This window comes from Georgenia sp. X1117 (assembly GCF_057784635.1).
The window spans coordinates 2,587,646-2,613,553 of record NZ_CM173492.1 but is presented as its reverse complement, the minus strand read 5'-3'; the positions used below and the strand labels follow the sequence as shown (position 1 = coordinate 2,613,553).

Sequence of the window (25,908 nt, the reverse complement as noted above, 5' to 3'; positions counted from 1 at the left end):
ACTCACACCGCCAGCAGCGCCCTCGTGTAGTCGTCGTCGGGGTCGGCCACCACCCGCCCCACCGGTCCGGCCTCGACCACCCGTCCCGCGCGCAGCACCATGACCTGGTCGGCCAGCTCGGTGACCACCCCCAGGTCGTGGGTGACGAGGAAGTAGGTGAGGTCCAGCTCGCGCTGCAGCTCGGCCAGCAGGGCCACGACCTGGGACTGCACCGTGGCGTCGAGGGCCGAGACCGGTTCGTCCAGCACGAGCAGGCGCGGGCGCAGCGCGAGTGCCCGGGCGATGCCCACCCGCTGACGCTGCCCGCCGGACAGCTCGCGCGGCCGACGGTCCACGTACGACCCCGGTAGCTGGACGAGCTCGAGCAGCTCGGCCGCGGCCCGGCGCCTGGCGTGGCGGTCCCCCTGACCGTGGGCCTGGAGCGGCTCGGCGATGATCTGCCCGAGTGTGAGGCGCGGGTTGAGCGACTCGAAGGGGCTCTGGTACACGACCTGCATCTGCCGGCGCAGCTCGCGCAGCGCCCGCCGACCGGCCCGGCCGACGTCCTGCCCGAACACCTGCACCGTGCCCTGGTCGGGCCGTTCGAGCCCGAGGATCATCCGCCCCGTGGTGGTCTTGCCCGAGCCCGACTCCCCCACCACCGCCAGGGTCTGGCCGACCGGCAGCACGAGGGAGACGTCGTCGACGGCGCGCGTGGCGCCGAAGGACTTCGACACCCCGTCGACACGCACCGCCGGCTCGGCGCCGGGATCGACCACCGGCACGGGGCGGGCGGGCCGATCCGCCAGGGCCTCGGCCACGCTCACCACCTCCCCGCCCCGCAGGCGCACCGAGCTGTCCAGGAGCGTGCGCGTGTAGGGCTGGGCGGGCGCGCCGAAGACGCCCGCCACCGGCCCGCTCTCGACCAACCGTCCGCCGTGGAGGACGTGCACGTGGTCGGCGTGCCGCCGGGCGACGGCCAGGTCGTGGGTGATGAGCACGACGGTGGTGCCGTGGCGACGTCGCACGTCGGCGATGCCGGCGAGCACCTCCGCGCCGACCAGGGCGTCGAGCGCGCTGGTGGGTTCGTCGGCGATGACCAGCTCGGGCCGCTGGGAGAAGGCGATGGCCACGAGCACCCGCTGGCGCATCCCGCCGGAGAACTCGTGGGAATACCGGCCGAGCAGCGCCTCGGGCTCGGGGAACCCGAGCTGGCTCAGGTCCTCGAGCAGCAGAGCGTCGGTGGCGGCGTCAACCCGGCGGCCGGCCAGGCGGAAGGCCTCGCGCAGCTGGGCGCCGATCGTCATCGTCGGGTTGAGCGAGGCGATGGGGTCCTGCGGGACGAAGCCGATGCGCCGCCCGCGCAGCGGCCGGAACTCCTTCTCGCTGCGGCGCAGGACGTCCTCGCCGGCCAGCTCGACGCTGCCGGCGACGCGGGCGCTGCGCGGCAGCAGGCGCACGAGGGTGTGGGCGAGGGTCGACTTGCCCGAGCCGGACTCCCCCACGACGGCGGTCACGGCCCCGGCGGGCACCTCGAGGCTGACCCCGTCCAGGGCCGGGGGGACCTCGGTCTCGCGCCCGTAGCGGACGGTGAGGTCGGTGACGCGGACGGCGAGGCTCATTGCTCCTCCTGGAGAAGGTGGGCGATGCGGCTGACGAGGACGACGGTGGCGACCAGGGCGATGCCGGGCAGGACCGCCACCCACCACGCGTGGATGAGGTAGCTCTGCCCGCCGGCGATGAGCACGCCCCACTCCGGCGACGGCGGTGCCTCGCCGAAGCCGAGGTAGCTGAGCGAGCCGATGGCCAGGAGGGCGAGGCCGAGGTTGAGCGCCGTGTAGGCGGCGAGCGGCGGGAGGACCTGCGGCACGACGTGCCGGGTGACCACCCGCAGCGGTGAGGTGCCCAGCCCGACGGCGGCCTCGACGTAGGTCCGGTTGCGGGCCTGGATGACCTGGCCGCGCACGAGCCGCGCGAAGCCGGGCGCCTCCGCGATGCCGACGGCCACGCCCGCCACGAGGGCCCCGCGCCCGTAGGCGGTGATGACGGCCAGGGCGAGGAGCACTCCGGGGACGGCCAGGACGGCCTCGCTGAGGACGCCGAGGACCCGGTCGAGGATCCCGTGCGGGCGCAGGCCCGAGAGCACGCCGACGACCAGGCCGGTCCCCAGCGCCACCGCGACCGCGACGGCGGCGGCGCCCAGGGAGATCCCCAGCCCGTGCAGGATCCGGGAGAGCAGGTCCCGCCCGACCTCGTCGGTACCGAGGAGGTGGGCGCCGCCGGGCGGCTCGAAGGGACGTCCGGCCAGCTCGAGCGGGTCGTAGGGGGCGATCGCGCCGGGGAGCAGCGCGACGAGCACCAGTGCGGCCAGCGCGACGAGCAGCAGGGGCAGCTCGACCGGCCCACGCCGGCGGCGCGACCGGCGCAGGCGGCGCTGCCGGTGCGGGGTCCCGACGCCGGCAGGGGTCCCGTCCGTAGCCTCGGCCCCGGCCGCGCTCCCGTCGTCGGAGGTGGTCCCGACGTCGGAGGCCGTCTCGACGTCGTGCCTGGTCTCAGCGGACATGGTCGCTCCTCAGCTCGGCGCCGGCGCCCCCGCGCCGGCGCAGTCGGGGGTCGACGAGCACGTACGCGACGTCCACCAGGGCGTTGACGACGACGTAGACCACCGCGAGCAGGACGACGACCCCCAGCACCACGGTGAGGTCGACGGAGCGCACGGACTCGACGATGAGGCGGCCGAGCCCGCCGCGGGAGAAGACGCTCTCCACCACGACGGTGCCGCCGAGCAGGGCCGCGATCCGCAGCCCCAGGACGGTGAGGAACGGCAGGGCCGCGTTGCGCAGGCAGTGCCGCACGACCGCGTGGTACCTCGAGGCACCCTTGGCCGGGGCGGTCACCGCGGCGTAGGTCTCGCCGACCTCGGCCCGCAGCGAGCTGATGAGGACCTGGGCGAGCTGGGCGGCACCGAGCAGACCGACCACCATGCCGGGCAGGATCAACGACGCCACCCCCTGGCTGCCCGAGGACGGGAACCAGCCCAGCTGCAGGGAGAAGACGTAGATGCACACGATCCCCACCCAGAACACGGGCAGGCTGACGTAGACGGCGGGGACCATCGCCACCAGCGAGCGCACCCACCGGCGTCGGGGCGCGACGGCGCCGACCGCGAGGGCGACCCCGCCGGCGAGGGAGACCAGCAGCGAGAAGCCGGCCAGGGCGGCCGTTCCGGGCAGCGCCTCGGCGATGAGGGTGGTGACGGGGCGCCCGCTGACGAGCGAGCTGCCGAGGTCGCCGGTGAGCAGCCCGAGCAGTCCCTGGCCGTACTGGACCGCCAGGGAGGACCCCAGGCCCAGCTCCTCGCGCAGCGGGGCGAGGTCGGCGGCCCCGAGGTCGGCCGCACCGATCTCGGCGGCCCCCACCCGGGCCAGGACCGCGTCCCCGGGCAGGACGAACAGCAACGCGAACGTGAGGGTGTAGGCGGCCCAGACCACCACCACTCCGCGCAGCGCGTGCCCGGCGAGGACGCGCGGCCAGCGCCGCGACGGCGCGGCCGGCGCCTCGGCCACCTCGCGCAGGTCGCTGCGCGGGGCCCGCTCGAGCTCGACGACGCTCACTGCTCGATCCAGGCGTTGACGAGCATGGGGATGTGGCTGCCCTCGAGCACCGGCAGGGCGAGCTCGTTGCGGTAGGCCAGCGGCTGGATGAAGTCGTAGAGGGGGATGAAGTAGCCGCGCTCGAGGATGAGCGTGGACGCCTCGGTGACGAGCTCCTGGCGTGCATCGACGTCGGGCGTGGCGCGGATCTCCTCGAAGAGCGCGTCCAGCTCGGGGTCCTGCCCGCCGAAGTTGGCCCGCAGCACGTCGGCATCCGCCCGGCTGGCCCCCTGCCAGGCGAAGGCGTAGTCCCCGCTCGCGGTGCGGGCGTTGAGGTCGGGGGTGGTCAGGGCGCCGAAGGTCAGCTCGACCCCGAGGTCGGCCCACTGCGACTGGAGGACGGCGAGGTTCGGCTCGTGGGAGATCGTCGAGCCGGTGTAGATGAGGTCGAAGCTCAGCCGCACGCCGTCGCGCTCGCGCACGCCGTCCTCGCCGATGGTCCAGCCGGCGTCGTCGAGGATCTGCGCCGCCTGTTCGGTGTCGGTGACGATGTGGTCGGACAGGTCGGACCAGAACGGGTTGGACGCGGACAGCACGCTGGTGGCCTCGACGTCGATGGCCGAGGCCCGCTCGAGGATGGCCGCGCGGTCGGTGGCGAGCCCGAGGGCGACCCGCACCGCCTCGTCGTCGAGCCCGGGGTGGTCGGAGTTGGCGACCAGGCCGATCGAGCCGCTGGGCAGGGGCTCGGTGCGGATGGTGACGTCCGGGTTCGAGGCGAGCTCGGTCTTGTCGGCGGGCTCGGTGTTGTGCAGGAGGGTCAGCCCGCCCGAGCGGAGCTCCGCCGCGGCGATGCTGCTGTCGGAGATGTGGGGCACCTCGATCGCCTCGAGGTGGGCGGCCCCCTGGTTGGGGAAGGACTCCGGCGCCCAGGCGTAGTCGTCGCGCCGCTCGAGGACGTAGCCCTCGTCGGCACGGACCTCGGCCCCGACGAACGGCCCGGACCCCACGATCGTCAGCCCGTCCTGCCGTTCGTCGTAGGACAACGCGGCCGTCTCCGGCGCCACGATGCCCAGCACACTGGTCGAGGCGGCCTGGAGGAAGGAGGAGTTGGGTGTGCCGAAGCGGAACTCCACCTCGTGCTCCCCGGTGGTGGTGATCTCCTCCAGGTCCCCGATCCAGGCGTTGGCGGTCGCGAAGCTGGCACCGCCGTCGAGGATGGAGCGGTAGCTGGCGGCCACGGCCTCGGCGTCGAGCTCCTCCCCGTTGGAGAAGGTGACGTCCTCGCGGAGGTTGAAGCTGTAGACCGTGGCGTCCTCGTTGACCTCCCAGTCGGTGGCCAGCCAGGGCTCGAACTCGCCGTCCTCTGCGTGGAAGACGAGCGAGTCGACGACCTGGCGCAGCGGCACCGCCAGGCCGTACCCGGTCGCGGTGGCGGGGTCGATCGAGCTGCCCCCGCCCGAGGCGCCCGGCGCGGCCCGGTAGTGCAGCGTGCCGCCCTCGACGGGCTCACCGTCGGGGTCCGCGGCCTGGCCCCCGGAGCCCGCGCTCGCCCGCGTACAGGCCGACAGCATCGCGACGCCGAGCAGGGCGGCCCCGAGCACGCCCAAGCGACGGGGGCGGTGCGGGTCGGGCGTGGATCGAGCCATGAGGGAGTCCTCTCGGTGGGGCGGCCCGGCGTGGGGCACTGGTCGGTCGTGCTGCGGCGACGTTAAGGACCCATATGCAACTTCTATCGGCGGCACCGGCAATCTCCCACATCCTGAGATGACAGCGATCGGTGTCAACATGCGGACATCGGGCCTGAGCCCCACCGTCGCGCCGATCCGTGTGCGTAGCGTCCCGGCCATGCGTTCTATATAGAACGTCCCATCCGCTATCACCGGAGGTCAGCATGAGCACGATCAACATCGAGACGAACGGCGCGATCTTCTACCTGCCGTACTTCGTCGCCCGCGACAAGGGCTACTTCACCGACGAGGGGCTCGACGTCGAGCTCGTCCCCAAGCCCGCCGCCCCCGAGGACGGCCTCGAGCTCATCACCGAGCCGGGCGCGCAGGACTCCTTCCACACCTTCACCCTCTTCGAGGCCGGCACCACCAACCTCTACAACGCCTGCGAGTGGGGCCAGCTCCGCCGCTCCCAGGACAGCCGGCGCGGCGGCAAGGTCGTGGCCCGTCGCGCCGCGGTGGCCAGCCAGGCGATCGTCGTGCGCGGGGACTCCCCCTACAACGTGGCCTCCGACCTGGCCGGCGTGCCGGTCGGCGTCAACTTCCACCACGGCTCGCACTACCTCGCCCTGCAGACCCTCGAGGGCTTCCTGCCGCGCGAGGACATCACCCTCGTCGGCGTCAAGGGCAAGAGCCGCCTCGACGTCGTGGCCGACGGCGACCTGGCGGCCGTGGCCCTGATGGAGCCGTGGATCACCGTCGCCGAGAAGCGCGGGTACAAGATCCTGGCCGAGGCCCACTACTACGGCGCCGAGGTGGCCGGCGACGAGCTCGACCCCGAGCAGTTCGAGAAGATCAACCGGGCCGTCAGCCGCGCCGTGGACGACATCCAGCGGGACGTGCGCCCCTACCTCGGGTACTTCATCGAGCAGGCCGCCGGCGTGGAGGAGCTCGTCCCCGAGGACTTCAGCCTGGGCCGCCTGCGCTACGTCCACCCCGGCCCCTACCCCGAGGCCGAGTACCAGCGGATCGTCGACTGGATCGCCGGCTGGGGTCTCATCGACGCCGACAACGAGTACCAGCGCCTCGTCGACGCCTCGAAGTTCATCACCCTCCCATGACCGGCCCCGAGGCGGCGGCGCCGGGTGCGCCGGCGGTGCCGCCGCCCGGGGAACCGCCGGGGGTGGGCGCGGGACGGGACCGGCTGCTCGTCCTGCTGTGCGGGTTCACCGCGGGGATGCTGCTGCTCGACCTGCACAAGGTCTCCCTGGCGATCCCCTCCATCGACGCCGCCCTGGACCCCGGCCCGGTACGGATCCAGCTCGTCTCCGCCGCCTACGTCCTGGCCTTCGCCGTCACGCTCGTGCCGGCCGGGCGCCTCGGCGACCACGGCCGACGACGCCGCCTGGCCATGGTGGGGCTGCTCGGCTACCTCCTCGCCAGCGCGGTGTGCACCCTGGCCCCCGACGCCGCCACGCTCATCGCCGGGCGGGCGCTGCTCGGGGTCGCGGCCGGGCTGCTCATGCCCCAGATGATGGGGATCGTCCCGCAACGGTTCACCGGTGCGGCCCGGGCGCGGGCCTTCGGCGTGTACGGGGTGTGCGTGGCCTGCGCGACCGCGCTCGGCCCGAGCGTCGGCGGCCTGCTCCTCCTGCCCGGGCTGCTCGGCTGGCGCGGGGTGTTCGCGATGAACCTGCCCGTGGGGGTTCTCCTCGTGGTGGCCGCCCACCTGCTGCTCCCCCGCGAGCCGGCGGGACGCCCCGCGCGCCGGCCCGACCTCGACGTCCTCGGGGTGCTCCTGCTGGCCGGCACGCTGGTCACGCTACTCGCGCCGATCGTGGCGACCACCGGCCGTCCGGGCGACGACCCGCACCGGTGGTGGCTGCTCGTGCCCGCCGCGATCCTCCTCGCCGGGTTCGTCCTGCGCTCGCGGGCACGCGCCGGGGCCGGCCGGCCCGCCCTCGTGGATCCGGCACTGCTGCGCCTGCCCTCCTTCCGCAACGGCGTCCTCGTCTCGACGACCTGGTTCGCCGCGGTGCCCGGCTTCTCGCTGGCCCTGACCATCCACCTCCAGCAGGTCGCCGGGCTCAGCCCCTTCCTGGCGGGGCTGGTCATGCTGCCCGCGGCGATCGGCTCCGCGCTCGGGGCGAGCATCGGCGGCCGGCTCGTCACCACCTGGGGGCGGCGGCTGACCGCGCTGGGCATGGTCCTGGCGCTGGCGTCGATGCTCGGGACCGCGGCCCTGCTGGGCTGGGGGCCGCCCGGCGCCGCGCTCCTCACCGGTGTGGTGGCGCTCCAGGCCCTGACCGGCCTGGGCACCGGGATGGTCGTCTCGCCCAACCACGCCCAGATGCTCGCCGACGTCCCGCCGGGGCAGGGCAGCGCGGCCGGGGCGATCGGCCAGCTCGGTCAGCGCATCGCCAACAGCTTCGGGGTGGCCACCGCCTCGGTCGCCTACTTCACCACCGTCTACGGGCCGGGCTGGACCCTGTCGACGGCGCCGGCCGCGAGCCACACCACCGCGACGCTGCGGGCCACCGCGGTGGCCTGCGCCTTCCTGCTCGCCGCACTCGCGGTCGCGCTGGTCGACCTGCGCCGTCAGCGCCGCCCTCAGGCGGCGACGGCGGAGGCCGCCACGGCGCGCAGCTCGACGTCGAGCACCAGCTCGACGGCGGGCAGGATCCGGCACCCGGTCCGGTAGCGCTCGACCAGGGCGGCGGTGTCGATCTCGTCGAAGCCGTCGATGGCGACCTCGACGACGAGCCGGCCCGCCTTCACCCGCCCACCGGCGTACCGGGAGGTGCGGGCGCGCACCCGGACCGGCAGGTCGTCGTGGGGCTCGTCGTCGGGCTCGACGCCGAGGCGGAGGATGTTCATGAGGTTGACGACCAGCGCGGAGACGAGCAGGTCGAGCGGACCCGGGGCCCGGCCGGGTCCGCCGGTGCCCACCGAGCCGTCGGCGAGCAGCTCGAAGGCCGGCCCGCGCACGGTGAAACGGCCGCTCACCTCGGTGGAACAGGAGGTGATGGCACTGGCATAGTCGTGTCCGGACATCGGTCCTCCTCGGTCGGGCGGCAGCTGGTCGGTCGCAGTCTGCTCCGGCTCCCGGGTGGCGGGAGGCGCACCGAGGGGCCGAGTCCAGATGTCGGACGGGAGGCGGTGAGCGGGTGGCGCCGTCCCTCAGCGCTTGGCGATCTCGGCGGCGAAGATGGCCGAGGCCCGCTTGAGGACCTCGATCTCCTCGCGCGCGGTCGCCAGCTCGGCCTCGAGCTGGGCGATCCGGGCGACGAGCTCGTCCTTGGGCGCCTGACGCCAGCTGGTACGGGCGGAGGCGTCGAACATGCCGTCGTCGAGCCGCTTGACCCACAGCCGCAGGGACTGCTCGCCGACCTCCATCTCCTCGGCCACCTCGCGCAGGATCGACCGGTTGCCGGGCTCGGCGCGGCGCCGCTCGACGACGCGGGCGACCGCGGCGTCGCGCAGCTTGTCGCTGTACTTCTTCTCGAACGGCATGCGGTCCCTTCGCCCGGCCCCGGCGCGGTCAGCCGATCCGGTCGACGAGCATCGTGGCGAGCTCGGTGAGCGCGTCGCGGACCTCGCCCTCGGGCAGGACCTCGAGGTCGGCGACGGCGCTGTCGGCCCACCGCCGCGCCACGTCGCGGGACTCCGCGAGCACCTCGTGCGCCCGCAGCGCGGCCACCGCCTCCGCCAGGGCCTCGTCGCCCGAGAGGTCGGACTCCAGCAGGGCCAGGGCCCGCTCGCCGTCGGCGTCCAGGGTCCCGGCCGCGCGCCGAGCGCGTAGGAGCAGCACCGGCATCGTCGCCACGCCCTCGCGCAGGTCGGTGCCGGGCACCTTGCCGGACTCCTCGGCGTTCGAGGCGACGTCGATGACGTCGTCGGCCAGCTGGAAGGCCACGCCGACCTTCTCCCCGAAGCTGGCCACCGCGTCCCGCAGCTCCGTGTCCGCCCCGGAGAACTCGGCCCCGTAGTAGGCGGAGGCCGCGATGAGCGAGCCCGTCTTGTCGGCGAGGACCTCGAGGTAGTGCTCGATCTCGTCGACCCCCTCCTCCGGTCCCACGGTCTCGTGCAGCTGGCCCAGGCACAGCCGCTCGAAGGTGGCCGCGTGCAGGGCGACGGCCTCCGCGCCGAGGGAGGCCACCAGCGAGGAGGCCCGGGCGAAGAGCAGGTCGCCGGTGAGGATGGCGACGTTGTTGCCCCACACCAGGTGCGCGGCGGGCACCCCGCGGCGCACCTCGGCGGAGTCCATGATGTCGTCGTGGTACAGGGTCGCCAGGTGGGTGAGCTCGACCGCGACGGCGGCCCGCACCACCTCGTCGCCGGCCCCGTCGCCCAGCTGGGCGGTGAGCACGGTGAGCAGGGGGCGCAGCCGCTTCCCGCCGGCGTCGGACAGGTGCGAGGCCGGTGCCTCGGTCAGCCGGTCGGTGCCGCGCACGGCCGCGGCCAGCCGCTCCTCGACGTCGGCCAGGACGGGGTTGACCTGTCCCTCCAGCCGCGCGGAGATCAGCTCGAGACGCGTCATAGGACGAACGCCGTCGCCCCGGAGAGCAGCTCGAGGACCGGGCCGGGGTAGATGCCCAGGACCAGGGTGGCCACGGCGCAGACGATGACGGCCACGAGGGTCATCCCCTCGGAGGCCACCACGGTCACGCCCTCGCCGTCGGGCTCGTCGAAGAACATGTGCACCACCAGCCGGAAGTAGAAGAACGCGGTGACCGCCGAGGAGAGCACCGCCAGCACCACCAGGATGGCACCACCGCCCTCGATCCCGGCGCTGAAGACCGCGAACTTGCCCACGAACCCGCCGGTGAGCGGGATGCCGGCGAACGACAGCAGGAAGATGAGCATCGCCACCGCGACGAACGGGCGACGGCGACCGATCCCGGCCCACTGGTCCAGGCGGGTGGCCTCACCGGTGATCGAGCCGCCGGCGTCCTTGTTGCGCACGAGCGTGACCAGGGCGAACGCACCCACCGTGGCCACCGCGTAGGCCAGCAGGTAGAAGATCACCGAGCTGATGCCCTGCACGGTCAGCGAGAACACGCCGATGAGCACGAACCCGGCGTGGGCGATCGAGGAGTACGCGAGCATCCGCTTGATGTCGGTCTGCACGAGGCCCATGACCGTGCCGACGAGCATGGTGAGGATGATGATCGTCCAGGCCACCGGCTCGAGGTCCCAGCCCAGGTCCGGGGCGACGACGTAGACGAAGCGGAGCATCGCGCCGAAGGCGGCGATCTTGGTGGCGGCCGCCATGAAGCCGGTGACCGGGGTCGGGGCGCCGGTGTAGACGTCCGGCGTCCAGGCGTGGAACGGCACCGCGCCGACCTTGAACAGCAGGCCGACGAGCACGAGCACGACGCCGGGCAGCAGCAGCGAGTCCAGGCCCGTCGTGGTGCCCACCGCGGCGGCGATGTCCGCCAGCCGGAAGGAACCGGCGAAGCCGAACAGCAGGGCGATGCCCATGAGGAAGAACGCCGAGGCGAACGCGCCGAGGATGAAGTACTTCACCGCCGCCTCCTGCGAGAGCAGGCGGTGCCGGCGGGCGGTGGCCGCGAGGACGTACAGCGGCAGCGAGAGCACCTCGAGGGCGACGAACAGGGTGATGAGGTCGCCGGCCGCGGGGAAGACCATCATGCCGGTCAGCGAGAACAGGGTGAGCGGGAAGATCTCGGTCTGGACCAGTCCCGCGCGGGTGGCGGCGTCGCTCTCGGCGGAGCCGGGCCGGGCCGCGGCCTGGGGCGCGAAGGCGCCGTCAAGGACCTCGGTGCGGTCGGCCATCACCAGAAGCGCGAGCAGGGAGGCGATCAGCAGCACCGCCTGGATCGCCAGCGAGGGCAGGTCCTCGACGTAGGCGCCCGAGGCGACGACGTTGGACGGGGCGCTGCCCTCCTCCCCCCACAGCTCGGCGAGGCGCCAGACGACGGTGACGAGCCCGCCGGCGACCGCGACCAGGGCGAAGGGCACCTGGACGGTGCGGCGGACCTGGCGCGGGACGAAGGCCTCGAGCAGGACGCCGATGACGGCCGCACCGCCGACGACGAGGACCGGGACGAGCGGGGCCCACGAGATGGTCGGTGCGACGAAGGCGGTCGCGGCAAGGGCGGCGGTCACAGGGCGCTCCCCACGGTCGTGATCGGGCTGGACAGGGGCGCGGAGGTGCCGTCGGCGTCACCGGCGGCGGGCGAGCCCTCCTCCGCCGAGGCGACCACGGAGGTCTCGGCCACCGGCTGGAGGAGCTCGACGACGGGGGCCGGGTAGAGCCCCAGGACGAGCATCGCCGCGACGAGCGTGCCCATGACGGTGCGCTCGCGGGCGTCGAGGTCGCGCAGCTCGGTGGCCCGCGCCGCGCGGCGGCGCACCGCCGTCGCGGTGCCGGCGCCCGTGCCCGTGCCGGTGCCGGTTCCCGCGGCGGCGGCCCCGACGGAGGTGTCCCCGCCGGTCGCGTCCGCGCCGGTCGCGGCGTGCTCCCCGGCGAGAGCGTCGGCATCGGCGGGGGTGATCGGCGCGGGGCCGGTGAAGATCCGCTGGTAGGGCATGAGGACGTACAGGGCGGCGAGCACGACGCCGAGCACGGCGAAGGCGGCGGCCACCCAGCTGACCTCGAAGGTGCCGAGCAGCACCATGTACTCGCCCCAGAAGCCGGACAGGCCGGGCAGGGCGATGGAGGCCAGGGCGACGACGAGCCAGGTCCCGGCCAGGACCGGGACGACCCGCTGGTACCCGCCGAAGTCGCCGATGCGCTGCGAGCCGCGGCGCCGCACGAGGTATTCCGAGCCGAGGAACATGCCGGCCGTGGACAGGCCGTGGGCGACCATGTAGAACATCGCGCCGGTCAGGGCCACCTCGGAGCCGACGAACACGCCGAGGACGATGAACCCGAAGTGCGAGACCGAGGTGAAGGCGACGAGCCGCATGATGTCCTGCTGGCCCAGCGCGAGGAAGGCGCCGTAGAGGATCGAGACGATCGCGAGGACGATCATCACCGGAGCGGCCCAGGCCACCTGCTCGGGGAAGATCGTCAGCAGCAGCGCGATCATGCCGAAGGTGCCGACCTTGTCCATGACGCCCACGAGCAGGGTCGAGACCCCGGCCGGGGACTGCTCGGCGGTGTCCGGCAGCCAGGTGTGCACCGGCACCATCGGGGCCTTGATGGCGAAGGCGACGAGGAAGCTGAGGAAGATGAGCCGGCCGGTCAGCGAGTCCCCCGCGACCGTGCCGACCAGGTTGTCCACGAGGAAGCCCTCGGCGCCGCGGGGGCCCTGGAGGTAGAGGGCCACCACGCCCGCGAGCATGACGAGCCCGCCGGCCAGCGAGTAGAGCAGGAACTTGATCGCGGCCGCGCGGCGTCGGGGCCCGCCGTACATCCCCACCAGGAGGAAGATCGGCAGCAGCATCGCCTCGAAGAGCACGTAGAACAGGAAGACGTCGCGCGCGGCGAAGACCGCCACGAGGATGCCCTCGAGCATGAGGACGAGCGCGACGTAGGTCGCCTCGCGGCGCTCGGTCGTCGCCGCGTCGTCCCCTCTGCGGACCGGGACGCCGGAGAGCAGGACCAGCGGCACGAGGAACGCGGTGAGCAGCACCATCGCCAGGCCGAGGCCGTCGATGCCGAGCGCCCAGGACACGCCGATCTGCGGGATCCAGGAGACCTGCTCGGTGAGCTGGTGCTCACCGGCGGCGCCGAGGTCGAAGTCGGTGACGGTCGCGGCGACGGCGCCGACCAGCACGATCAGGCTCACGCCCAGGCCGAGCGGCCGGGCGAGCCGGCGCAGGCCCGGGACGAGCAGCAGCGCACCGGCGACGACCGGGACGGCCACCAGCAGGGTGAGCCACGGGAGGGTTGCGGTGTTCACAGGTTCTCTTCCTCTTCCCTGGCTCTACAGACGCCAGGCCACGACGGCGAGCAGCGCGATCACGGTGCCGGCCATCATCAGTGCGGCGTACGAGCGGACGAAACCGTTCTGGAGCCTGCCGAGCAGCCTCCCCAGGCCGGCGGTGGAGCCCGCCAGGCCCATGACGGCCCCGTCGACGGCCTTCTCGTCGGTCTCCACCAGCCCGCGGGTGAGCTGCTGGCCCGGGCGCATGAACACGCCCTCGTTGACCGCGTCCTGGTACAGGTCGTTGCGTGCGGCGGTGACGAGCACGCCCGCCGCCGGGGCGGTGGTGGGGACCTCGCGCCGGGCGAACAGCGACCAGGCGAGCAGGGCACCGAGGACGACGATCGCGATCGTCGCGCCCATGATCACCGGGATCGGCAGGACCGGCTCGTCGTGCGCGTGGTGGCCGGTCACCGGCTCGAGCCAGGTGACGAAGCCGCCGCCGAGCTGGAGCACGAAGCCCAGCGCGACCGACCCGACGGCCAGCACGATCATCGGCAGGGTCATCAGCCACGGCGACTCGTGGGGGTGGACCTCGGCGCCCTCCTCCTTCGTCGTCCAGCGGCGCTTCCCGTGGAAGGTCATGAAGAACAGCCGCGACATGTAGAAGGCGGTGATGCCCGCGCCGACGAGCGTGACCAGGCCGAAGACCCAGGGCTCCCAGCCGGCGTGCCCGTCCTGCGGGACGAAGGCGGTCTCGATGATCTTGTCCTTCGACCAGAAGCCGGAGAACGGCGGGATGCCGAGGATCGCCAGCCAGCCCAGGCCGAACGTGATCCACGTGATCGGCATGACCTTCGACAGACCACCGAAGCGGCGCATGTCGACCTGGTCGCCCATCGAGTGCATGACCGAGCCCGCCCCGAGGAACATCCCGGCCTTGAAGAAGCCGTGGGTCACCAGGTGGAAGATCGCGAAGGCGTAGCCGATCGGGCCCAGGCCGGCGGCGAGGATCATGTAGCCGATCTGGGACATCGTCGAGGCGGCGAGGACCTTCTTCAGGTCGTCCTTCGCGCAGCCGACGATCGCCCCGAACAGCAGGGTGATCGCGCCGACGACCGCGACGACCATCCGCGCGTCGGGGGTGAGGTCGAAGATCGGGCCCGAGCGCACCACGAGGTACACGCCGGCGGTGACCATCGTGGCGGCGTGGATGAGGGCGGAGACCGGGGTGGGGCCGGCCATCGCGTCGCCGAGCCACGCCTGCAGGGGGAACTGCGCGGACTTGCCGCAGGCCGCGAGCAGGAGGAGCAGGCCGACGACGGTGAGCAGGCCGGTCGAGGCGGCCGGGGCGGCCTCGGCGACCCCGGCGAAGCTGACGGTGCCCAGGCCGGCGAACATCGCCGCCATGGCCATGAGCAGGCCCATGTCGCCGACGCGGTTCATGATGAACGCCTTCTTGGCGGCCACCGCGTACTCGGGGACGTGGTTCCAGAACCCGATGAGCAGGTAGGACGCCAGGCCCACGCCCTCCCAGCCGACGAACAGCACGAGGTAGCTGTTGCCCAGGACGAGCAGGAGCATCGCCGCGACGAAGAGGTTGAGGTAGGCGAAGAACCGGCGCCGCGCACGGTCGTGGGACATGTAGGCGACGGCGTAGACGTGGATGAGCGTGCCCACCAGCGTCACCAGCAGCACGAAGGTGATCGACAGGGGGTCGACCCGCAGGCCCAGGGCGACGTCGAGGGTCCCCGCGGGCAGCAGGTCGTACAGGTGCAGGTCCATCACGCGCTCGGACGCGTCGCGGCCGATCATGTCGATGGCGATCCAGGCGGCGACGACGAAGGCGGCGGCCGAGGCCAGCACGCCGAGCCAGTGGCCCCAGGCGTCGGCGGCCTTGCCGGCCAGCAGCAGGATCGCGGCTCCGGCCAGGGGGACGGCGACGAGCAGCCACGCGAGGTTCGCGGGTCCGTCGGCGGCCACGGGCGCGACGACGTCGGAGGCGGCGACGAGGGTCGGGACGTTCACTCCTGCTCCCTTCAGCTCTTCAGCAGGTTGACGTCGTCGACCGAGGCGGAGCGACGGGTACGGAACACGGACACGATGATCGCCAGCCCGACCACGACCTCCGCGGCGGCGACGACCATGACGAAGAACGCGCCGACCTGGCCGGCCAGGTTGCCGTGCACGCGCGCGAAGGTGATGAGCACGAGGTTGGCGGAGTTGAGCATGAGCTCGACGCCCATGAGCTGGACGATCGCGTTGCGGCGCGTCAGCACCGCCGTGGCGCCGACGGCGAAGAGGATGCCGGCGAGCACCACGTAGTTCATCGGGTTCATCGGTCGTCCTCGGCGGTGTTCTCGGTGGGCGGGGCCTCGACGGCGGCGGCCTGGCGGCGCGCGCCGATCGCGCGTCCCGGGGAGCCGGGCACGAGCGGGACCGGGGCGGGCTCGCCCGGCATGGCGGCCAGACCTGACTGCTCGACGGCGCGGGAGGCCTCGCCGCCGTGCAGACCGCGTGCGGGGTCGGCCTTCGAGCGGGCCACGGCCGCCACGGTCTCGGGGCTGACCTCGCCGATCGTGCGCTCCTGGCCGCGCACGCGCAGCACGCGCGGCACGGAGGTGACGATCGGCTCGCCGGTGGCGGACAGGGCGGGCAGGTCCGCGGCGTTGGAGCGGGCGTAGACACCCGGCGAGGGGAGCTGGCCGAGGCGGCCGCCGCTCTCCTTGAAGGCCTTCATCTTCTCGGCGGCCACCTCGACCTGCGTGACCTTGGGGCTGAGGCGCTCACGGTGCGTGAGCACGACCGCGCCGAGGGCGGCGGTGATGAGCAGCGCGCCGGTCAGCTCCATCGTCAGCACGAAGTCGCCGAACAGCACGCGGGCGACGCCGACCGGGTTGGAGTCGGCGTTGGCCAGGGCCAGGCCGACGCTGTCGCGCAGCCCGACCGCCTGGATCCCGACGCCGACGAGGACCACGAGCAGGCCCAGGCCGGCCACGACGGCGACCCAGCGCTGGTTCCGGATCGTCTCGTGCAGGGAGTCCGCGGCGTCGACGCCGACGAGCATGAGGACGAAGAGGAAGAGCATCATGATCGCGCCGGTGTAGACCACGACCTGGACGACGCCGAGGAAGGGCGCCCCCTGCGCGGTGTACATGAAGGCCAGGCAGATCATCACGAGGATGAGCGAGACCGCGGCGTAGACGGCGCGGCGGGCAAACAGCAGCCCGCTCGAGGCGATGACCATGACGATGGCGAGCACCCAGAACAGGGTGGTCTCGCCGGTGCCGATCTGGCCCTCGACCGAGGTGACCAGGCTCGGGCTCATCGCGTGCTCCCCTGGCTCGAGGTGGTGGCGAGGTGCTCGCGCGCGGCGGGCAGGGTCTCGTCGTCGGGACGGTGCTCGGCGACCCAGTCGACCTGCGCCTGGGTGGGGCCGGTGACCTCGCCGCGGTAGTAGTCGGCGTCGGTGGTGCCCTCGACCATGGGGTGCGGGGCGGCGAGCATGCCGTCGCCGAGCGGGGCGAGCAGGTCGCCCTTCTCGTAGATGAGGCCCTCGCGGGTGGGACCGGCGAGCTCGAAGTCGTTGGACATCGTCAGGGCGCGCGTCGGGCAGGCCTCGATGCAGTACCCGCAGAAGATGCAGCGCAGGTAGTTGATCTGGTACACGCGGCCGTAGCGCTCGCCGGGCGAGTACTGCCCCTCCGCGCCGTTGGCGGCGGCCTCGACGTAGATGGCGTCGGCCGGGCACGCCCAGGCGCACAGCTCGCAGCCGATGCATTTCTCCAGGCCGTCGGCGTAGCGGTTGAGCAGGTGCCGGCCGTGGTAGCGCGGCTGCGTCGGGGGCTTCTCGAACGGGTACTGGACCGTGCGGGAGGGCTTGAACATCGACGCGATGGTCACGCCGAAGCCCGCCACGGGTGCCAGCAGGGAGCCGACCGGGCCGGGGACGTCGGGGGCGAGGCGGATCTCCTCCTCGCCGTTGCGCACGACCACGTCGTCGGCCGTGATGCGGCGGCTCACCTCGGAGCGCTTGTCGTCGTCTGCCATGTCAGGCCTCCTCGGTGGTGGCGTCGGTGGCGGTGTCGGTGTCGGCGGCCCCGGCGCGGGCGCTCGTGGCGGCGACCGGGTCGGCGGCCCCGGCGCGCGGCCGGCCGGCGCGCGGCGAGGGCGGCAGGGTCTGCCCGGGCAGCGGCGGGACCGGGTAGCCCTCGGCGAACGGCTCGAACGGTTCCGGTTCCTTCTCGGCGTCGTCGGGCTCCTTCCTCTCGGGCACGAGGAAGGTGATGATCATGACGACCAGCAGCAGGCCGGCGATGACGGCCAGCAGCTGCCACAGCTCGAGGTCGGAGAACTGGCGCACGCCCTGGATGATCGCCACGGCCACGAGCCAGACCAGTGCGGCCGGGATGAGGACCTTCCAGCCGAGGTTCATCAGCTGGTCGTAGCGCACGCGCAGCAGGGTGCCGCGCATCCAGATCATGACGAACATGCAGGCCCAGACCTTGAGCCAGAAGACGAGGAAGCCGACGATCGGGGCGGCCCACCACACGATGTGGTCCGAGAGGAACGGGATCCGCCAGCCGCCGAGGAACAGGGTGGTCGCCACGGCCGAGACGTTGAACATGTTGATGTACTCGGCCAGGTAGAACCAGGCGAACTTCATCGAGGAGAACTCGATGGAGTGCCCGGCCACGAGCTCGCCCTCGGCCTCGGGCAGGTCGAAGGGGAGCCGGTTGACCTCGGCGACCATCGAGATGACGTAGATGACGAAGGCCGGCAGCAGGGAGACGGCCCACCAGATGTTCGTCTGGGCGTCGACGATCTGCGAGGTGGCCATCGATCCGGACACGAGGAAGACCGAGACCAGGGCGAGGCCCATCGACAGCTCGTAGGAGATGACCTGGGCCGAGGAGCGCACGGCGCCCAGCAGCGGGTAGGTCGAGTTCGAGGACCAGCCGCCGAGCACGATGCCGTACACGCCCAGGGCGGTGATCGCCAGGATGTAGAGCACCGCGACGGGGACGTCGGTCAGCTGCATGGGCGTCCACCACGTGGGGTCGGCGCCGTTGGTGATGGCCGGGCCCATGGGGATGACCGCGAAGACCAGGAACGCGCAGAACGCGGCGATGCCGGGCGCGAGCATGTACAGCACCCGGTCGGCGCCCTTGAGCTGGATGTCCTCCTTGAGGACCAGCTTGAGCGCGTCGGCGATCGCCTGGAACAGGCCCCAGGGCCCGAGCACGTTGGGGCCCTCACGGGTCTGCATCTTGCCCAGCCCGCGCCGCTCGACCCACAGCACCATGAGCACGCCGAGGATGAGCAGGAGGATGAGCACGACGGCCTTGATGAGCGAGATCCACCAGGTGTCGTGGGAGAAGTCCGCCGTCGGCAGCGCCGTCGACGTCGACAGGACGGTGATCACCGGGAAACCTCCGCGTTGCTGACGGTGACGAGGGTGCCCACGCCCGCCCCGGTCTGGGCGCGCACGGCGCTGCCCGGGGAGTTCTCGGGCACCCACACGACGCCGTCGGCCATCCGGGTGACCGTCAGCGGCAGGGTGAGGGAGCCGGTCGGGCCGGTCACGCGCACCCGCCCGCCGTCGACGGCGCCGAGCGCGGCGGCGGTGGTCGGCGACAGGCGCACGACGGGCCGGTGCGCGGTGCCGGCCAGGTGCGGCTCGCCGTCCTGGCCGCGGCCCGCGTCGAGCTGCAGCTTCCAGGAGGCGAGCACGGCCTGGCCCTGCCCCGGCGCGGGCACCGGTCCGGGCCCGGTCGCGGGGGCGGTGACCGGACCGTCCCAGGGGTCGAGCTCGGCGAGCTCGGCGTGCAGCTCGGCCAGCGTGGCGAGCCCCAGGTCGCGCCCCATCTCCCGGGCGATGTCCCGCAGGACGACGCGGTCGGACAGGGCGTGCGAGGTGAGGACCTGGCCGAAGGGACGCACGCGCCCCTCCCAGCTGACGAAGGAGCCGGCCTTCTCCACGGGCGGGGCCACGGGCAGGACGACGTCGGCCAGCTCGGAGATAGCGTTGCGCCGCACCTCGAGCTGGACGAGGACGTCGACCTGGCCGATGGCGCGCATCGCGGCGGCCGGGTCCATCATGTCGAGGGTCTCCACGCCGCCGATGAGCAGGCCGGTCAGCTCCCCGGCCGCGGCGGCGAGCAGGATCTCGCGGTGCGCGCGCCCCGGCTGCTCGGGCAGGGCGTCGATCCCCCACACGGCCCCGGCGTCGGCGCGGGCGGCCGGGTCGGCCACCGGGCGGCCGCCGGGCAGCAGGTTGGGCAGCAGCCCGGCGTCGACGGCGCCACGCTCACCGGCGCGGCGCGGCACCCAGGCCACGCGTGCCCCGGTGCGGCGGGCCAGCCGGGTGACGGCGCTGAGCGTGCCGGGCAGGGCCGCGGCCCGCTCCCCCACCAGGACGACGGCGCCGGGCGCCGAGAGCTCCTCGACCAGGGCCTGGTCGAGGGCGTCGAGCGCGGCGGCCTCCCCGCCGGGGACGACCTCGACGAGGTCGGCGCGCATCTTGGTGGCGCCCCGGGTGGCCATCGGCGCCAGGGTGCTCACGCGCACCGAGCCGGCGAGTACGCCCTTGCGCAGGCGCAGGAAGATCGTGCCGCACTCCTCCTCGGGCTCGAGGGCCACGAGCAGGACCCGGCCGGCGCGCTCGATGTCGCCGTAGGTCACGCCCAGGCCGGTCGCGGCGACCTCGGAGGCGAGGAAGTCGGCCTCCTCGGCGCTGTGCGGGCGGGCGCGGTGGTCGACGTCGTTGGTGCGCAGCACCGTGCGGGCGAACTTCGACCAGGCGTAGGAGTCCTCGAGGGTGAGGCGGCCGCCGGGCAGTACGCCGACGCCGCCGGCGTCGCGGGCCCGGGCCAGCTCGGCGCCGGCGACCGCGAGGGCCTCCGACCAGCTGGTCTCCTGCATCTCGCCGGTGGCCTGGTCGCGCACGAGCGGCATCCGCAGGCGGTCCGGCGCGTCCTGCCAGTGGTAGGCGAAGCGGTCCTTGTCGGTGATCCACTCCTCGTTGACCTCGGGGTCGTTGCCGGCCAGGCGGCGCACGACGGCGCCGCGGCGGTGGTCGACGCGGATGGCCGAGCCGCCGGCGTCGTGCTCGGCGATCGACGGGGTCGAGACGAGGTCGAAGGGGCGCGAGCGGAAGCGGTACATCGCCGAGGTCAGCGCGCCGACCGGGCAGATCTGGATGGTGTTGCCCGAGAAGTAGGAGGTGAACGGGCGGCCCGAGGTGTCGGCCTCGGCCGTGCCGACCGGTGCCGTGGCGTGCCCGGCGCTCAGGCCCGGGACACCGTCGGGGCCGGCGATCCCCACGCCGACCGCGTCGGGCAGGCCGGCGTCGTCGAAGCCGAGGACGTCGGCGTCGAAGGTGCCGACCTGCGAACCGTTGAGCGCGTGCACGTCCCGCCCGGGCGTGCCGCCGCCGCGGCCCTGCAGCGCGATGAAGGCGTCGCCGGCGATCTCGGAGGAGAACCGGGTGCAGCGCTGGCACAGGATGCAGCGGTCGCGGTCGAGCAGGATCTGGGTGGAGATCGCGATCGGCTTGGGGAAGGTCCGCTTGACGTCGACGAACCGGGACTCGGCGCGGCCGTTGCTCATCGCCTGGTTCTGCAGGGGGCACTCGCCGCCCTTGTCGCACACCGGGCAGTCCAGCGGGTGGTTGATGAGCAGGAACTCCATGATCCCGTGCTGCGCCTTGTCCGCGACCTCGGAGGTGTGCTGCGTGGCCACCACCATGCCGGGGGTGACCTCCATCGTGCAGGAGGCCTGCGGCTTGGGCATCGCCCGGAGGTTGCCCTCGCGGTCGGGCATCGAGACGTCGACCAGGCACTGGCGGCAGGCACCGGCCGGCTTGAGCAGGGGGTGGTCGCAGAACCGGGGCACCTGGATGCCGACCTGCTCGGCGGCCCGGATGATGAGGGTCCCCTTGGGGACCGACACCTCGCGGCCGTCGATCGTCGCCGTGACGAGCTCGGGGGCCGCGGGCGCGGTCCGCTCCTCGGTCTGGGTCATCGCACACCTGCCTCGTGGAAGATCGCCGACGCCTCGTAGGGGAACAGCTCCCGTGCGGGCGTGTGGCAGCCGGCCTCGAACTCCTCGCGGAAGTGGGCGATGCCGGACTGGATGGGGGTGGCCGACGCGTCGCCGAGGGCGCAGAAGGAGCGGCCGGCGATGTTCGCGGAGACCTCGAGCAGCAGGTCGACGTCGGAGGGCAGGCCGCGCCCGTCCTCCAGGCGGTGCATGACCTGCTTCATCCAGAACGTGCCCTCGCGGCAGGGCGTGCACTTGCCGCAGGACTCGTGCTGGTAGAAGTCCGTCCACTTCGAGATGACGCGGACCACCGAGACGGTCTCGTCGAAGACCATGAGCGCGCGGGTCGCGAGCATCGACCCGGCCGCGCCGACGGACTCGTAGTCCAGCGGCACGTCGAGGTGCTCGTCGGTGAGGATCGGCGTCGAGGACCCGCCCGGGGTCCAGAACTTGAGGCGGTGGCCGTCGCGCACGCCGCCGGCCATCTCGATCAGCTCGCGCATGGTGATGCCGAAGGGCGCCTCGAACTGCCCGGGGTTGTTGACGTGCCCGGACACGGAGAACAGGCCGTGGCCGGCCGACTTCTCGGTGCCCATCGCGGTGAACCAGTCCTGGCCGTGGGCGAGGATGCCGGGCACCGAGGCGATCGACTCGACGTTGTTGACCACCGTGGGACGGGCGTACAGGCCCGCGACCGCCGGGAAGGGCGGCTTGAGGCGGGGCTGGCCGCGCAGGCCCTCCAGGGAGTCCAGCAGCGCCGTCTCCTCCCCGCAGATGTAGGCGCCGGCGCCGGCGTGCACGGTGATCTCGAGGTTGTACGCGCCGTCGGGGCCGATGCCGCGGCCGATGAGCCCGGCCTCGCGGGCCTCGCGCACCGCGGCCAGGAGCCGCCGGTAGACATGCACGGTCTCGCCGCGCAGGTAGATGAAGGCGTGCTCGCCGCCGATCGCCCAGCTGGTGATGGCCATGCCCTCGATGAGCACGTGCGGGTTGGCCAGCATGAGCGGGATGTCCTTGCAGGTCCCGGGCTCGGACTCGTCCGCGTTGACCACGAGGTAGCGGGGGCCGCCGTCGGCCGGCGGCAGGAAGGACCACTTGAGCCCGGTGGGGAAGCCGGCGCCGCCGCGGCCGCGCAGGCCGGAGGACTTGACCAGGTCGACGACGTCGGCCGGGGCCATCGTCAGGGCCTTGGCCCAGCCCTCGTAGCCGCCGTGCTCGCGGTAGACGTCGAGGGTCCAGGAGCGCGGGACGTCCCACAGGTCGGAGAGGACCGGCGTGAGGGTGCCGGGGCTGGTCAGTGTCACTTGTCCTCCTCGGTCGTCGCGTCGCCGATGGCGTCCCGCGCGCGGTGGGGCTCGGCCTCGCCGGGCGTGGGCGAGGGGTGCTCCGCGCTCGATCCCGCCTCGCCCACCGGCGCGACGCCGGCGGCCTCGGCGATCGGGGCGCCCTGCCCCTGGGTGCCCTCCACGTGGGGGGCCCGCCAGTCCTTGTCCCGGGCCAGGCGCAGGCCGAGCAGCGAGGCCTCGCCGGCGCCCACGCCCTCGTCGGCGCGGCCGTCCTCGAAGCCCGCCAGGACACGGGAGATCTCCTTGAAGGTCCCCACGGTGGTCGCCCCGCGCGTGGGGTGCACGGGGGTGCCGGCGGCGATGTCGTCGACCAGCGCGGTGGCCGAGGCCGGGGTCTGGTTGTCGAAGAACTCCCAGTTGACCATGACGACCGGCGCGTAGTCGCAGGCCGCGTTGCACTCGAGCTCCTCGAGGGTGATGCGCCCGTCGGGGGTGGTCTCGTCGTGGCCGACGCCGAGGTGGTCGGAGAGGGTCTCGAAGATCTGGTCCCCGCCCATGACCGCGCACAGCGCGTTGGTGCAGACGCCCACGTTGTACTCGCCGTTGGGGTGGCGCTTGTACTGGCTGTAGAAGGTGGCCACCGCGGAGACCTCCGCGCGGGTGATCGACAGCGCGTCGGCGCACAGGGCGATGCCGCGGGCGGAGACGTAGCCGTCGACGGACTGCACGAGGTGCAGCATGGGCAGCAGCGCGGAGCGCGGCTGCGGGTAGCGGGCGACGATCGCGGCGATGTCCGCCCGCAGGGCGGTCTCGACGTCGTCGGCGTAGAGCTGCTCGGTCATCGGTCCACTCCTCCGAGGACGGGGTCGAGCGAGGCGAGGATGACCACCACGTCGGCCAGCTGGCCGCCCTCGCTCATCAGGGACATCGACTGCAGGTTGGAGTACGAGGGGTCGCGGAAGTGCGCCCGGTAGGGGCGCGTACCGCCGTCGGAGGCGAGGTGGACGCCCATGATGCCCTTGGCGTGCTCGACCGTCTGGTGCACCTGGCCCGGCGGGACCCGGAAGCCCTCGGTGACGAGCTTGAAGTGGTGGATGAGGGACTCCATCGACTCGCCCATGATGTGGCGGATGTGGTCGAGGCTGTTGCCCTGGCCGTCGGTGCCCACGGAGAGCTGGGCGGGCCAGGCGATCTTCTTGTCGGCGACCATCGTGGGCTCGCCCTCGGAGGCCTCGAGCCGGTCGAGGACCTGCAGGACGATGCGCAGCGACTCGAAGCACTCGTCGAAGCGGACGGCGACGCGGTTGTAGGCGTCGGACCTCTCGCGTGTGGGGACGTTGAACTCGTAGGTCTCGTAGTCGCAGTACGGCTGGGACTTACGCATGTCCAGCGGGAGGCCGGCGGCGCGCAGGCACGGACCGGTCAGGCCCAGCGCCAGGGCGCCGGACAGGGAGATCACGCCGACGCCGACGTGGCGCAGCTTGAACAGCGGGTTCTCCATCGCCAGCTTCATCATCTCCACGACCGAGAGCCGGATGTCGGCCAGGCGCTCGCGGACGAACTGGACGGTCCCGGGCGGCAGGTCCTGGGCGACCCCGCCGGGGCGGATGTAGGCGTGGTTCATCCGCAGGCCGGAGACGCGCTCAAAGATGTCGAGGACGTTCTCGCGGCCGCGGAAGCCGAGGGTCATCAGCGTGGTGGCGCCGAGCTCGTTGCCGGCGGTGCCCAGGGCGATGAGGTGGGAGCTGATCCGGTTGAGCTCCATGAGCAGGACCCGGATCTGGTTGGCCCGCGCCGGGACCTGGTCGGTGACGCCGAGCAGCTTCTCCACCGCCAGGCAGTAGGCGACCTCCTGGAAGAAGGGGGCGACGTAGTCCATCCGGGTACAGAAGGTCACGCCCTGGGTCCAGGTGCGGAACTCCATGTTCTTCTCGATGCCCGTGTGGAGGTAGCCGAGGCCGACGCGGACCTCGTGCACGGTCTCGCCGTCGATCTCGAGGATGAGGCGGAGCACGCCGTGCGTGGAGGGGTGCACCGGGCCCATGTTGACGACGATGCGCTCCTCGCCGAGGCGCTCGGCCTCGGCGGCGATGTCGGACCAGTCGCCGCCGTCGGCGATGAAGTCCGGCTCCTCGTCCCCGAGGGCGGGGCCGGGGGCGGCGGGGGTGGTGGGGGCGGCCATCAGCTGTACGACCTCCGGGTGTCGGGCGGCGGGACGGTGGCGCCCTTGTACTCCACCGGGATGCCGCCGAGGGGGTAGTCCTTGCGCTGCGGGTGCCCCACCCAGTCGTCGGGCATGAACATGCGCGCCAGCGCGGGGTGGCCGTCGAAGACGATCCCGAACAGGTCGAAGGTCTCGCGCTCGTGCCAGTCGTTGCCGGGGTAGACGGAGACGACCGACGGCAGGTGCGGGTGGGCGTCGGGGCAGGTCGCCTCGAGCACGAGCTGGCGGTTGTGCGTGATCGAGTACAGGTGGTACGAGGCGTGCAGCTCGCGCCCGGTGTGCTCGGGCAGGTGCAGGCCGGACACGCCCAGGCACAGCTCGAAGCGCAGGTCCTGGTCGTCGCGCAGCGCCTGGCACACGGCCACGAGGTGCTCGCCGGCGATCTGCAACGTGAGCTCGCCGCGGTCGACGACGACGCGCTCGATGGCGGCGTCGGGATCGATGCCCTGGTCGGCCAGCACCTCGCGGAGCACGTCGACGACCTCGTCGAACCAGCCGCCGTAGGGCCGCTCGGCCTCCGGGGGCTCGCTGATGGCGACGACGAGGCCGCCGAAGCCGGAGGTGTCGCCGGAGCCGTGCACGCCGAACTGGCCGCGGCGCACGGCCACGACGTCGAGCTCGGTGCGGCCCTCCGGGCCGGGGGCGGTGACATCCCCGCCGGGGTCGATCTCGTTCACGCCAGCAGCCCCTTCATCTCGTGCGTGGGGGTGGCACCGAGGGCGGCGCGCTCGGCCGCACGGGCGGCCTCGACGCGGTTGACGCCCAGCGGCGCCTTCTTGACCTGCTCGCGCAGCTCGAGGATGGCGTTGATGAGCATCTCGGGGCGCGGCGGGCACCCGGGCAGGTAGATGTCGACCGGGACGATGTGGTCGCAGCCCTGGACGATGGCGTAGTTGTTGAACATGCCGCCCGAGGAGGCGCACACGCCCATCGAGATGACCCACTTGGGGTCCGACATCTGGTCGTAGACGTTGCGCACGACCGGGGCCATCTTGTGGCTCACGCGGCCCGACACGATCATCACGTCGGCGTGGCGGGGCGAGGCGCGGAAGACCTCCAGGCCGAAGCGGGCCATGTCGAACCGGGGCGTGCCGGCGGCCATCATCTCGATGGCGCAGCAGGCCAGGCCCATGGTGACCGGCCACTGCGAGTTCGCGCGGGCGAACCCGGCGACGGCCTCGACGGTGGTGAGTCCGAACCCTGCCGGGAGCTTCTCCTCGATGCCCATGCGTGGTCCTTTCAGGTGTGGTGTGAGTGCTGGGGCTGGTGGCGGCGCTC

At 72.9% G+C, this 25,908-nt stretch carries 22 protein-coding genes; 2 read left to right on the top strand and 20 right to left on the bottom strand.

Translation table 11 applies throughout. The annotated features are described in order from the left end of the window. Positions 1-2 precede the first annotated feature (2 nt). From AC3D3D_RS12070 to AC3D3D_RS12055, 4 genes are read right to left on the bottom strand one after another with little or no spacing between them, the layout of a single operon-like run. Positions 3-1,601, bottom strand: coding sequence for a dipeptide ABC transporter ATP-binding protein (locus tag AC3D3D_RS12070; protein WP_463661742.1), 1,599 nt, complete (start codon positions 1,599-1,601; stop codon positions 3-5). Beyond that, positions 1,598-2,542 (bottom strand): ABC transporter permease, encoded by a 945-nt coding sequence (locus AC3D3D_RS12065; RefSeq protein WP_463661743.1) that lies wholly within the window; start codon positions 2,540-2,542, stop codon positions 1,598-1,600. Before AC3D3D_RS12065 ends, AC3D3D_RS12070 begins: the two co-directional genes overlap by 4 nt. Next, positions 2,532-3,593 carry an ABC transporter permease gene (locus AC3D3D_RS12060; protein WP_463661744.1) on the bottom strand — a complete coding sequence of 354 codons (1,062 nt, stop codon included), beginning with the start codon at positions 3,591-3,593 and terminating at the stop codon, positions 2,532-2,534. The genes AC3D3D_RS12065 and AC3D3D_RS12060 overlap by 11 nt, the downstream gene beginning before the upstream one ends. Beyond that, positions 3,590-5,218: an ABC transporter substrate-binding protein gene (locus AC3D3D_RS12055; RefSeq protein ID WP_463661745.1), complete on the bottom strand. Its 1,629-nt coding sequence runs from the start codon at positions 5,216-5,218 to the stop codon at positions 3,590-3,592. The genes AC3D3D_RS12060 and AC3D3D_RS12055 overlap by 4 nt, the downstream gene beginning before the upstream one ends. Positions 5,219-5,463: 245 nt before the next feature. On the opposite strand from AC3D3D_RS12055, the gene AC3D3D_RS12050 reads away from it, so the two are divergent. Both AC3D3D_RS12050 and AC3D3D_RS12045 read left to right on the top strand, forming a co-directional pair. Next, on the top strand, positions 5,464-6,360 hold the full coding sequence (locus AC3D3D_RS12050; protein ID WP_463661746.1) for an ABC transporter substrate-binding protein: 897 nt from the start codon (positions 5,464-5,466) through the stop codon (positions 6,358-6,360). Beyond that, positions 6,357-7,940: an MFS transporter gene (locus tag AC3D3D_RS12045; RefSeq protein WP_463661747.1), complete on the top strand. Its 1,584-nt coding sequence runs from the start codon at positions 6,357-6,359 to the stop codon at positions 7,938-7,940. Before AC3D3D_RS12050 ends, AC3D3D_RS12045 begins: the two co-directional genes overlap by 4 nt. Here AC3D3D_RS12045 and AC3D3D_RS12040 read toward each other — a convergent pair. The 16 genes from AC3D3D_RS12040 to AC3D3D_RS11965 form a co-directional block, all read right to left on the bottom strand. Next, a complete protein-coding gene (locus tag AC3D3D_RS12040; protein WP_463661748.1) occupies positions 7,850-8,293 on the bottom strand; it encodes a hypothetical protein in 444 nt (147 codons plus the stop codon). The genes AC3D3D_RS12045 and AC3D3D_RS12040 overlap by 91 nt on opposite strands. Positions 8,294-8,419: 126 nt before the next feature. Then, entirely contained in the window at positions 8,420-8,752 is a 333-nt protein-coding gene (locus AC3D3D_RS12035) for a transposase (protein WP_463661749.1), read from the bottom strand. A 28-nt stretch (positions 8,753-8,780) separates the two neighbouring features. After that, positions 8,781-9,779, bottom strand: a complete 999-nt coding sequence (locus AC3D3D_RS12030) for a polyprenyl synthetase family protein (RefSeq protein ID WP_463661750.1) — start codon at positions 9,777-9,779, stop codon at positions 8,781-8,783. Beyond that, positions 9,776-11,371: an NADH-quinone oxidoreductase subunit NuoN gene (gene nuoN, locus AC3D3D_RS12025; RefSeq protein ID WP_463661751.1), complete on the bottom strand. Its 1,596-nt coding sequence runs from the start codon at positions 11,369-11,371 to the stop codon at positions 9,776-9,778. Before nuoN ends, AC3D3D_RS12030 begins: the two co-directional genes overlap by 4 nt. After that, positions 11,368-13,113, bottom strand: coding sequence for a complex I subunit 4 family protein (locus tag AC3D3D_RS12020; protein ID WP_463661752.1), 1,746 nt, complete (start codon positions 13,111-13,113; stop codon positions 11,368-11,370). Before AC3D3D_RS12020 ends, nuoN begins: the two co-directional genes overlap by 4 nt. 24 nt (positions 13,114-13,137) lie before the next feature. Beyond that, positions 13,138-15,105: an NADH-quinone oxidoreductase subunit L gene (nuoL, locus tag AC3D3D_RS12015; RefSeq protein ID WP_463661753.1), complete on the bottom strand. Its 1,968-nt coding sequence runs from the start codon at positions 15,103-15,105 to the stop codon at positions 13,138-13,140. 11 nt (positions 15,106-15,116) lie between these two features. Then, positions 15,117-15,416 carry an NADH-quinone oxidoreductase subunit NuoK gene (nuoK, locus tag AC3D3D_RS12010; RefSeq protein ID WP_463661754.1) on the bottom strand — a complete coding sequence of 100 codons (300 nt, stop codon included), beginning with the start codon at positions 15,414-15,416 and terminating at the stop codon, positions 15,117-15,119. Then, complete coding sequence (locus AC3D3D_RS12005) at positions 15,413-16,405, bottom strand: NADH-quinone oxidoreductase subunit J (protein WP_463661755.1); 993 nt, start codon at positions 16,403-16,405, stop codon at positions 15,413-15,415. Before AC3D3D_RS12005 ends, nuoK begins: the two co-directional genes overlap by 4 nt. Continuing rightward, entirely contained in the window at positions 16,402-17,127 is a 726-nt protein-coding gene (gene nuoI / locus AC3D3D_RS12000; RefSeq protein WP_463661756.1) for an NADH-quinone oxidoreductase subunit NuoI, read from the bottom strand. The genes AC3D3D_RS12005 and nuoI overlap by 4 nt, the downstream gene beginning before the upstream one ends. A gap of 1 nt (position 17,128) precedes the next feature. Beyond that, the gene (gene nuoH / locus AC3D3D_RS11995) at positions 17,129-18,502 is read right to left on the bottom strand and encodes an NADH-quinone oxidoreductase subunit NuoH (RefSeq protein ID WP_463661757.1); all 1,374 of its coding nucleotides are present in this window, start codon (positions 18,500-18,502) and stop codon (positions 17,129-17,131) included. Beyond that, a complete protein-coding gene (locus tag AC3D3D_RS11990) occupies positions 18,499-21,102 on the bottom strand; it encodes an NADH-quinone oxidoreductase subunit G (RefSeq protein WP_463661758.1) in 2,604 nt (867 codons plus the stop codon). Before AC3D3D_RS11990 ends, nuoH begins: the two co-directional genes overlap by 4 nt. Next, complete coding sequence (gene nuoF, locus AC3D3D_RS11985; protein WP_463661759.1) at positions 21,099-22,424, bottom strand: NADH-quinone oxidoreductase subunit NuoF; 1,326 nt, start codon at positions 22,422-22,424, stop codon at positions 21,099-21,101. The genes AC3D3D_RS11990 and nuoF overlap by 4 nt, the downstream gene beginning before the upstream one ends. Beyond that, positions 22,421-23,248, bottom strand: a complete 828-nt coding sequence (nuoE, locus tag AC3D3D_RS11980; RefSeq protein WP_463661760.1) for an NADH-quinone oxidoreductase subunit NuoE — start codon at positions 23,246-23,248, stop codon at positions 22,421-22,423. The genes nuoF and nuoE overlap by 4 nt, the downstream gene beginning before the upstream one ends. After that, positions 23,245-24,588 (bottom strand): NADH-quinone oxidoreductase subunit D, encoded by a 1,344-nt coding sequence (locus tag AC3D3D_RS11975; protein WP_463661761.1) that lies wholly within the window; start codon positions 24,586-24,588, stop codon positions 23,245-23,247. Before AC3D3D_RS11975 ends, nuoE begins: the two co-directional genes overlap by 4 nt. Further along, positions 24,588-25,307, bottom strand: a complete 720-nt coding sequence (locus AC3D3D_RS11970) for an NADH-quinone oxidoreductase subunit C (RefSeq protein ID WP_463661762.1) — start codon at positions 25,305-25,307, stop codon at positions 24,588-24,590. Before AC3D3D_RS11970 ends, AC3D3D_RS11975 begins: the two co-directional genes overlap by 1 nt. Next, positions 25,304-25,858, bottom strand: a complete 555-nt coding sequence (locus tag AC3D3D_RS11965) for a NuoB/complex I 20 kDa subunit family protein (RefSeq protein WP_463661763.1) — start codon at positions 25,856-25,858, stop codon at positions 25,304-25,306. Before AC3D3D_RS11965 ends, AC3D3D_RS11970 begins: the two co-directional genes overlap by 4 nt. Positions 25,859-25,908 lie beyond the last annotated feature (50 nt).

Bases quoted from the DNA above. Each gene is read 5' to 3' on its own strand.
- AC3D3D_RS12070 (WP_463661742.1), bottom strand. From the start codon at position 1,601: ATGAGCCTCGCCGTCCGCGTCACCGACCTCACCGTCCGCTACGGGCGC.
- AC3D3D_RS12065 (WP_463661743.1), bottom strand. From the start codon at position 2,542: ATGTCCGCTGAGACCAGGCACGACGTCGAGACGGCCTCCGACGTCGGG.
- AC3D3D_RS12055 (WP_463661745.1), bottom strand. From the start codon at position 5,218: ATGGCTCGATCCACGCCCGACCCGCACCGCCCCCGTCGCTTGGGCGTG.
- AC3D3D_RS12050 (WP_463661746.1), top strand. From the start codon at position 5,464: ATGAGCACGATCAACATCGAGACGAACGGCGCGATCTTCTACCTGCCG.
- AC3D3D_RS12045 (WP_463661747.1), top strand. From the start codon at position 6,357: ATGACCGGCCCCGAGGCGGCGGCGCCGGGTGCGCCGGCGGTGCCGCCG.
- AC3D3D_RS12040 (WP_463661748.1), bottom strand. From the start codon at position 8,293: ATGTCCGGACACGACTATGCCAGTGCCATCACCTCCTGTTCCACCGAG.
- AC3D3D_RS12035 (WP_463661749.1), bottom strand. From the start codon at position 8,752: ATGCCGTTCGAGAAGAAGTACAGCGACAAGCTGCGCGACGCCGCGGTC.
- AC3D3D_RS12030 (WP_463661750.1), bottom strand. From the start codon at position 9,779: ATGACGCGTCTCGAGCTGATCTCCGCGCGGCTGGAGGGACAGGTCAAC.
- nuoK (WP_463661754.1), bottom strand. From the start codon at position 15,416: ATGAACCCGATGAACTACGTGGTGCTCGCCGGCATCCTCTTCGCCGTC.
- AC3D3D_RS12005 (WP_463661755.1), bottom strand. From the start codon at position 16,405: ATGAGCCCGAGCCTGGTCACCTCGGTCGAGGGCCAGATCGGCACCGGC.
- nuoI (WP_463661756.1), bottom strand. From the start codon at position 17,127: ATGGCAGACGACGACAAGCGCTCCGAGGTGAGCCGCCGCATCACGGCC.
- AC3D3D_RS11990 (WP_463661758.1), bottom strand. From the start codon at position 21,102: ATGACCCAGACCGAGGAGCGGACCGCGCCCGCGGCCCCCGAGCTCGTC.
- nuoE (WP_463661760.1), bottom strand. From the start codon at position 23,248: ATGACCGAGCAGCTCTACGCCGACGACGTCGAGACCGCCCTGCGGGCG.
- AC3D3D_RS11975 (WP_463661761.1), bottom strand. From the start codon at position 24,588: ATGGCCGCCCCCACCACCCCCGCCGCCCCCGGCCCCGCCCTCGGGGAC.
- AC3D3D_RS11965 (WP_463661763.1), bottom strand. From the start codon at position 25,858: ATGGGCATCGAGGAGAAGCTCCCGGCAGGGTTCGGACTCACCACCGTC.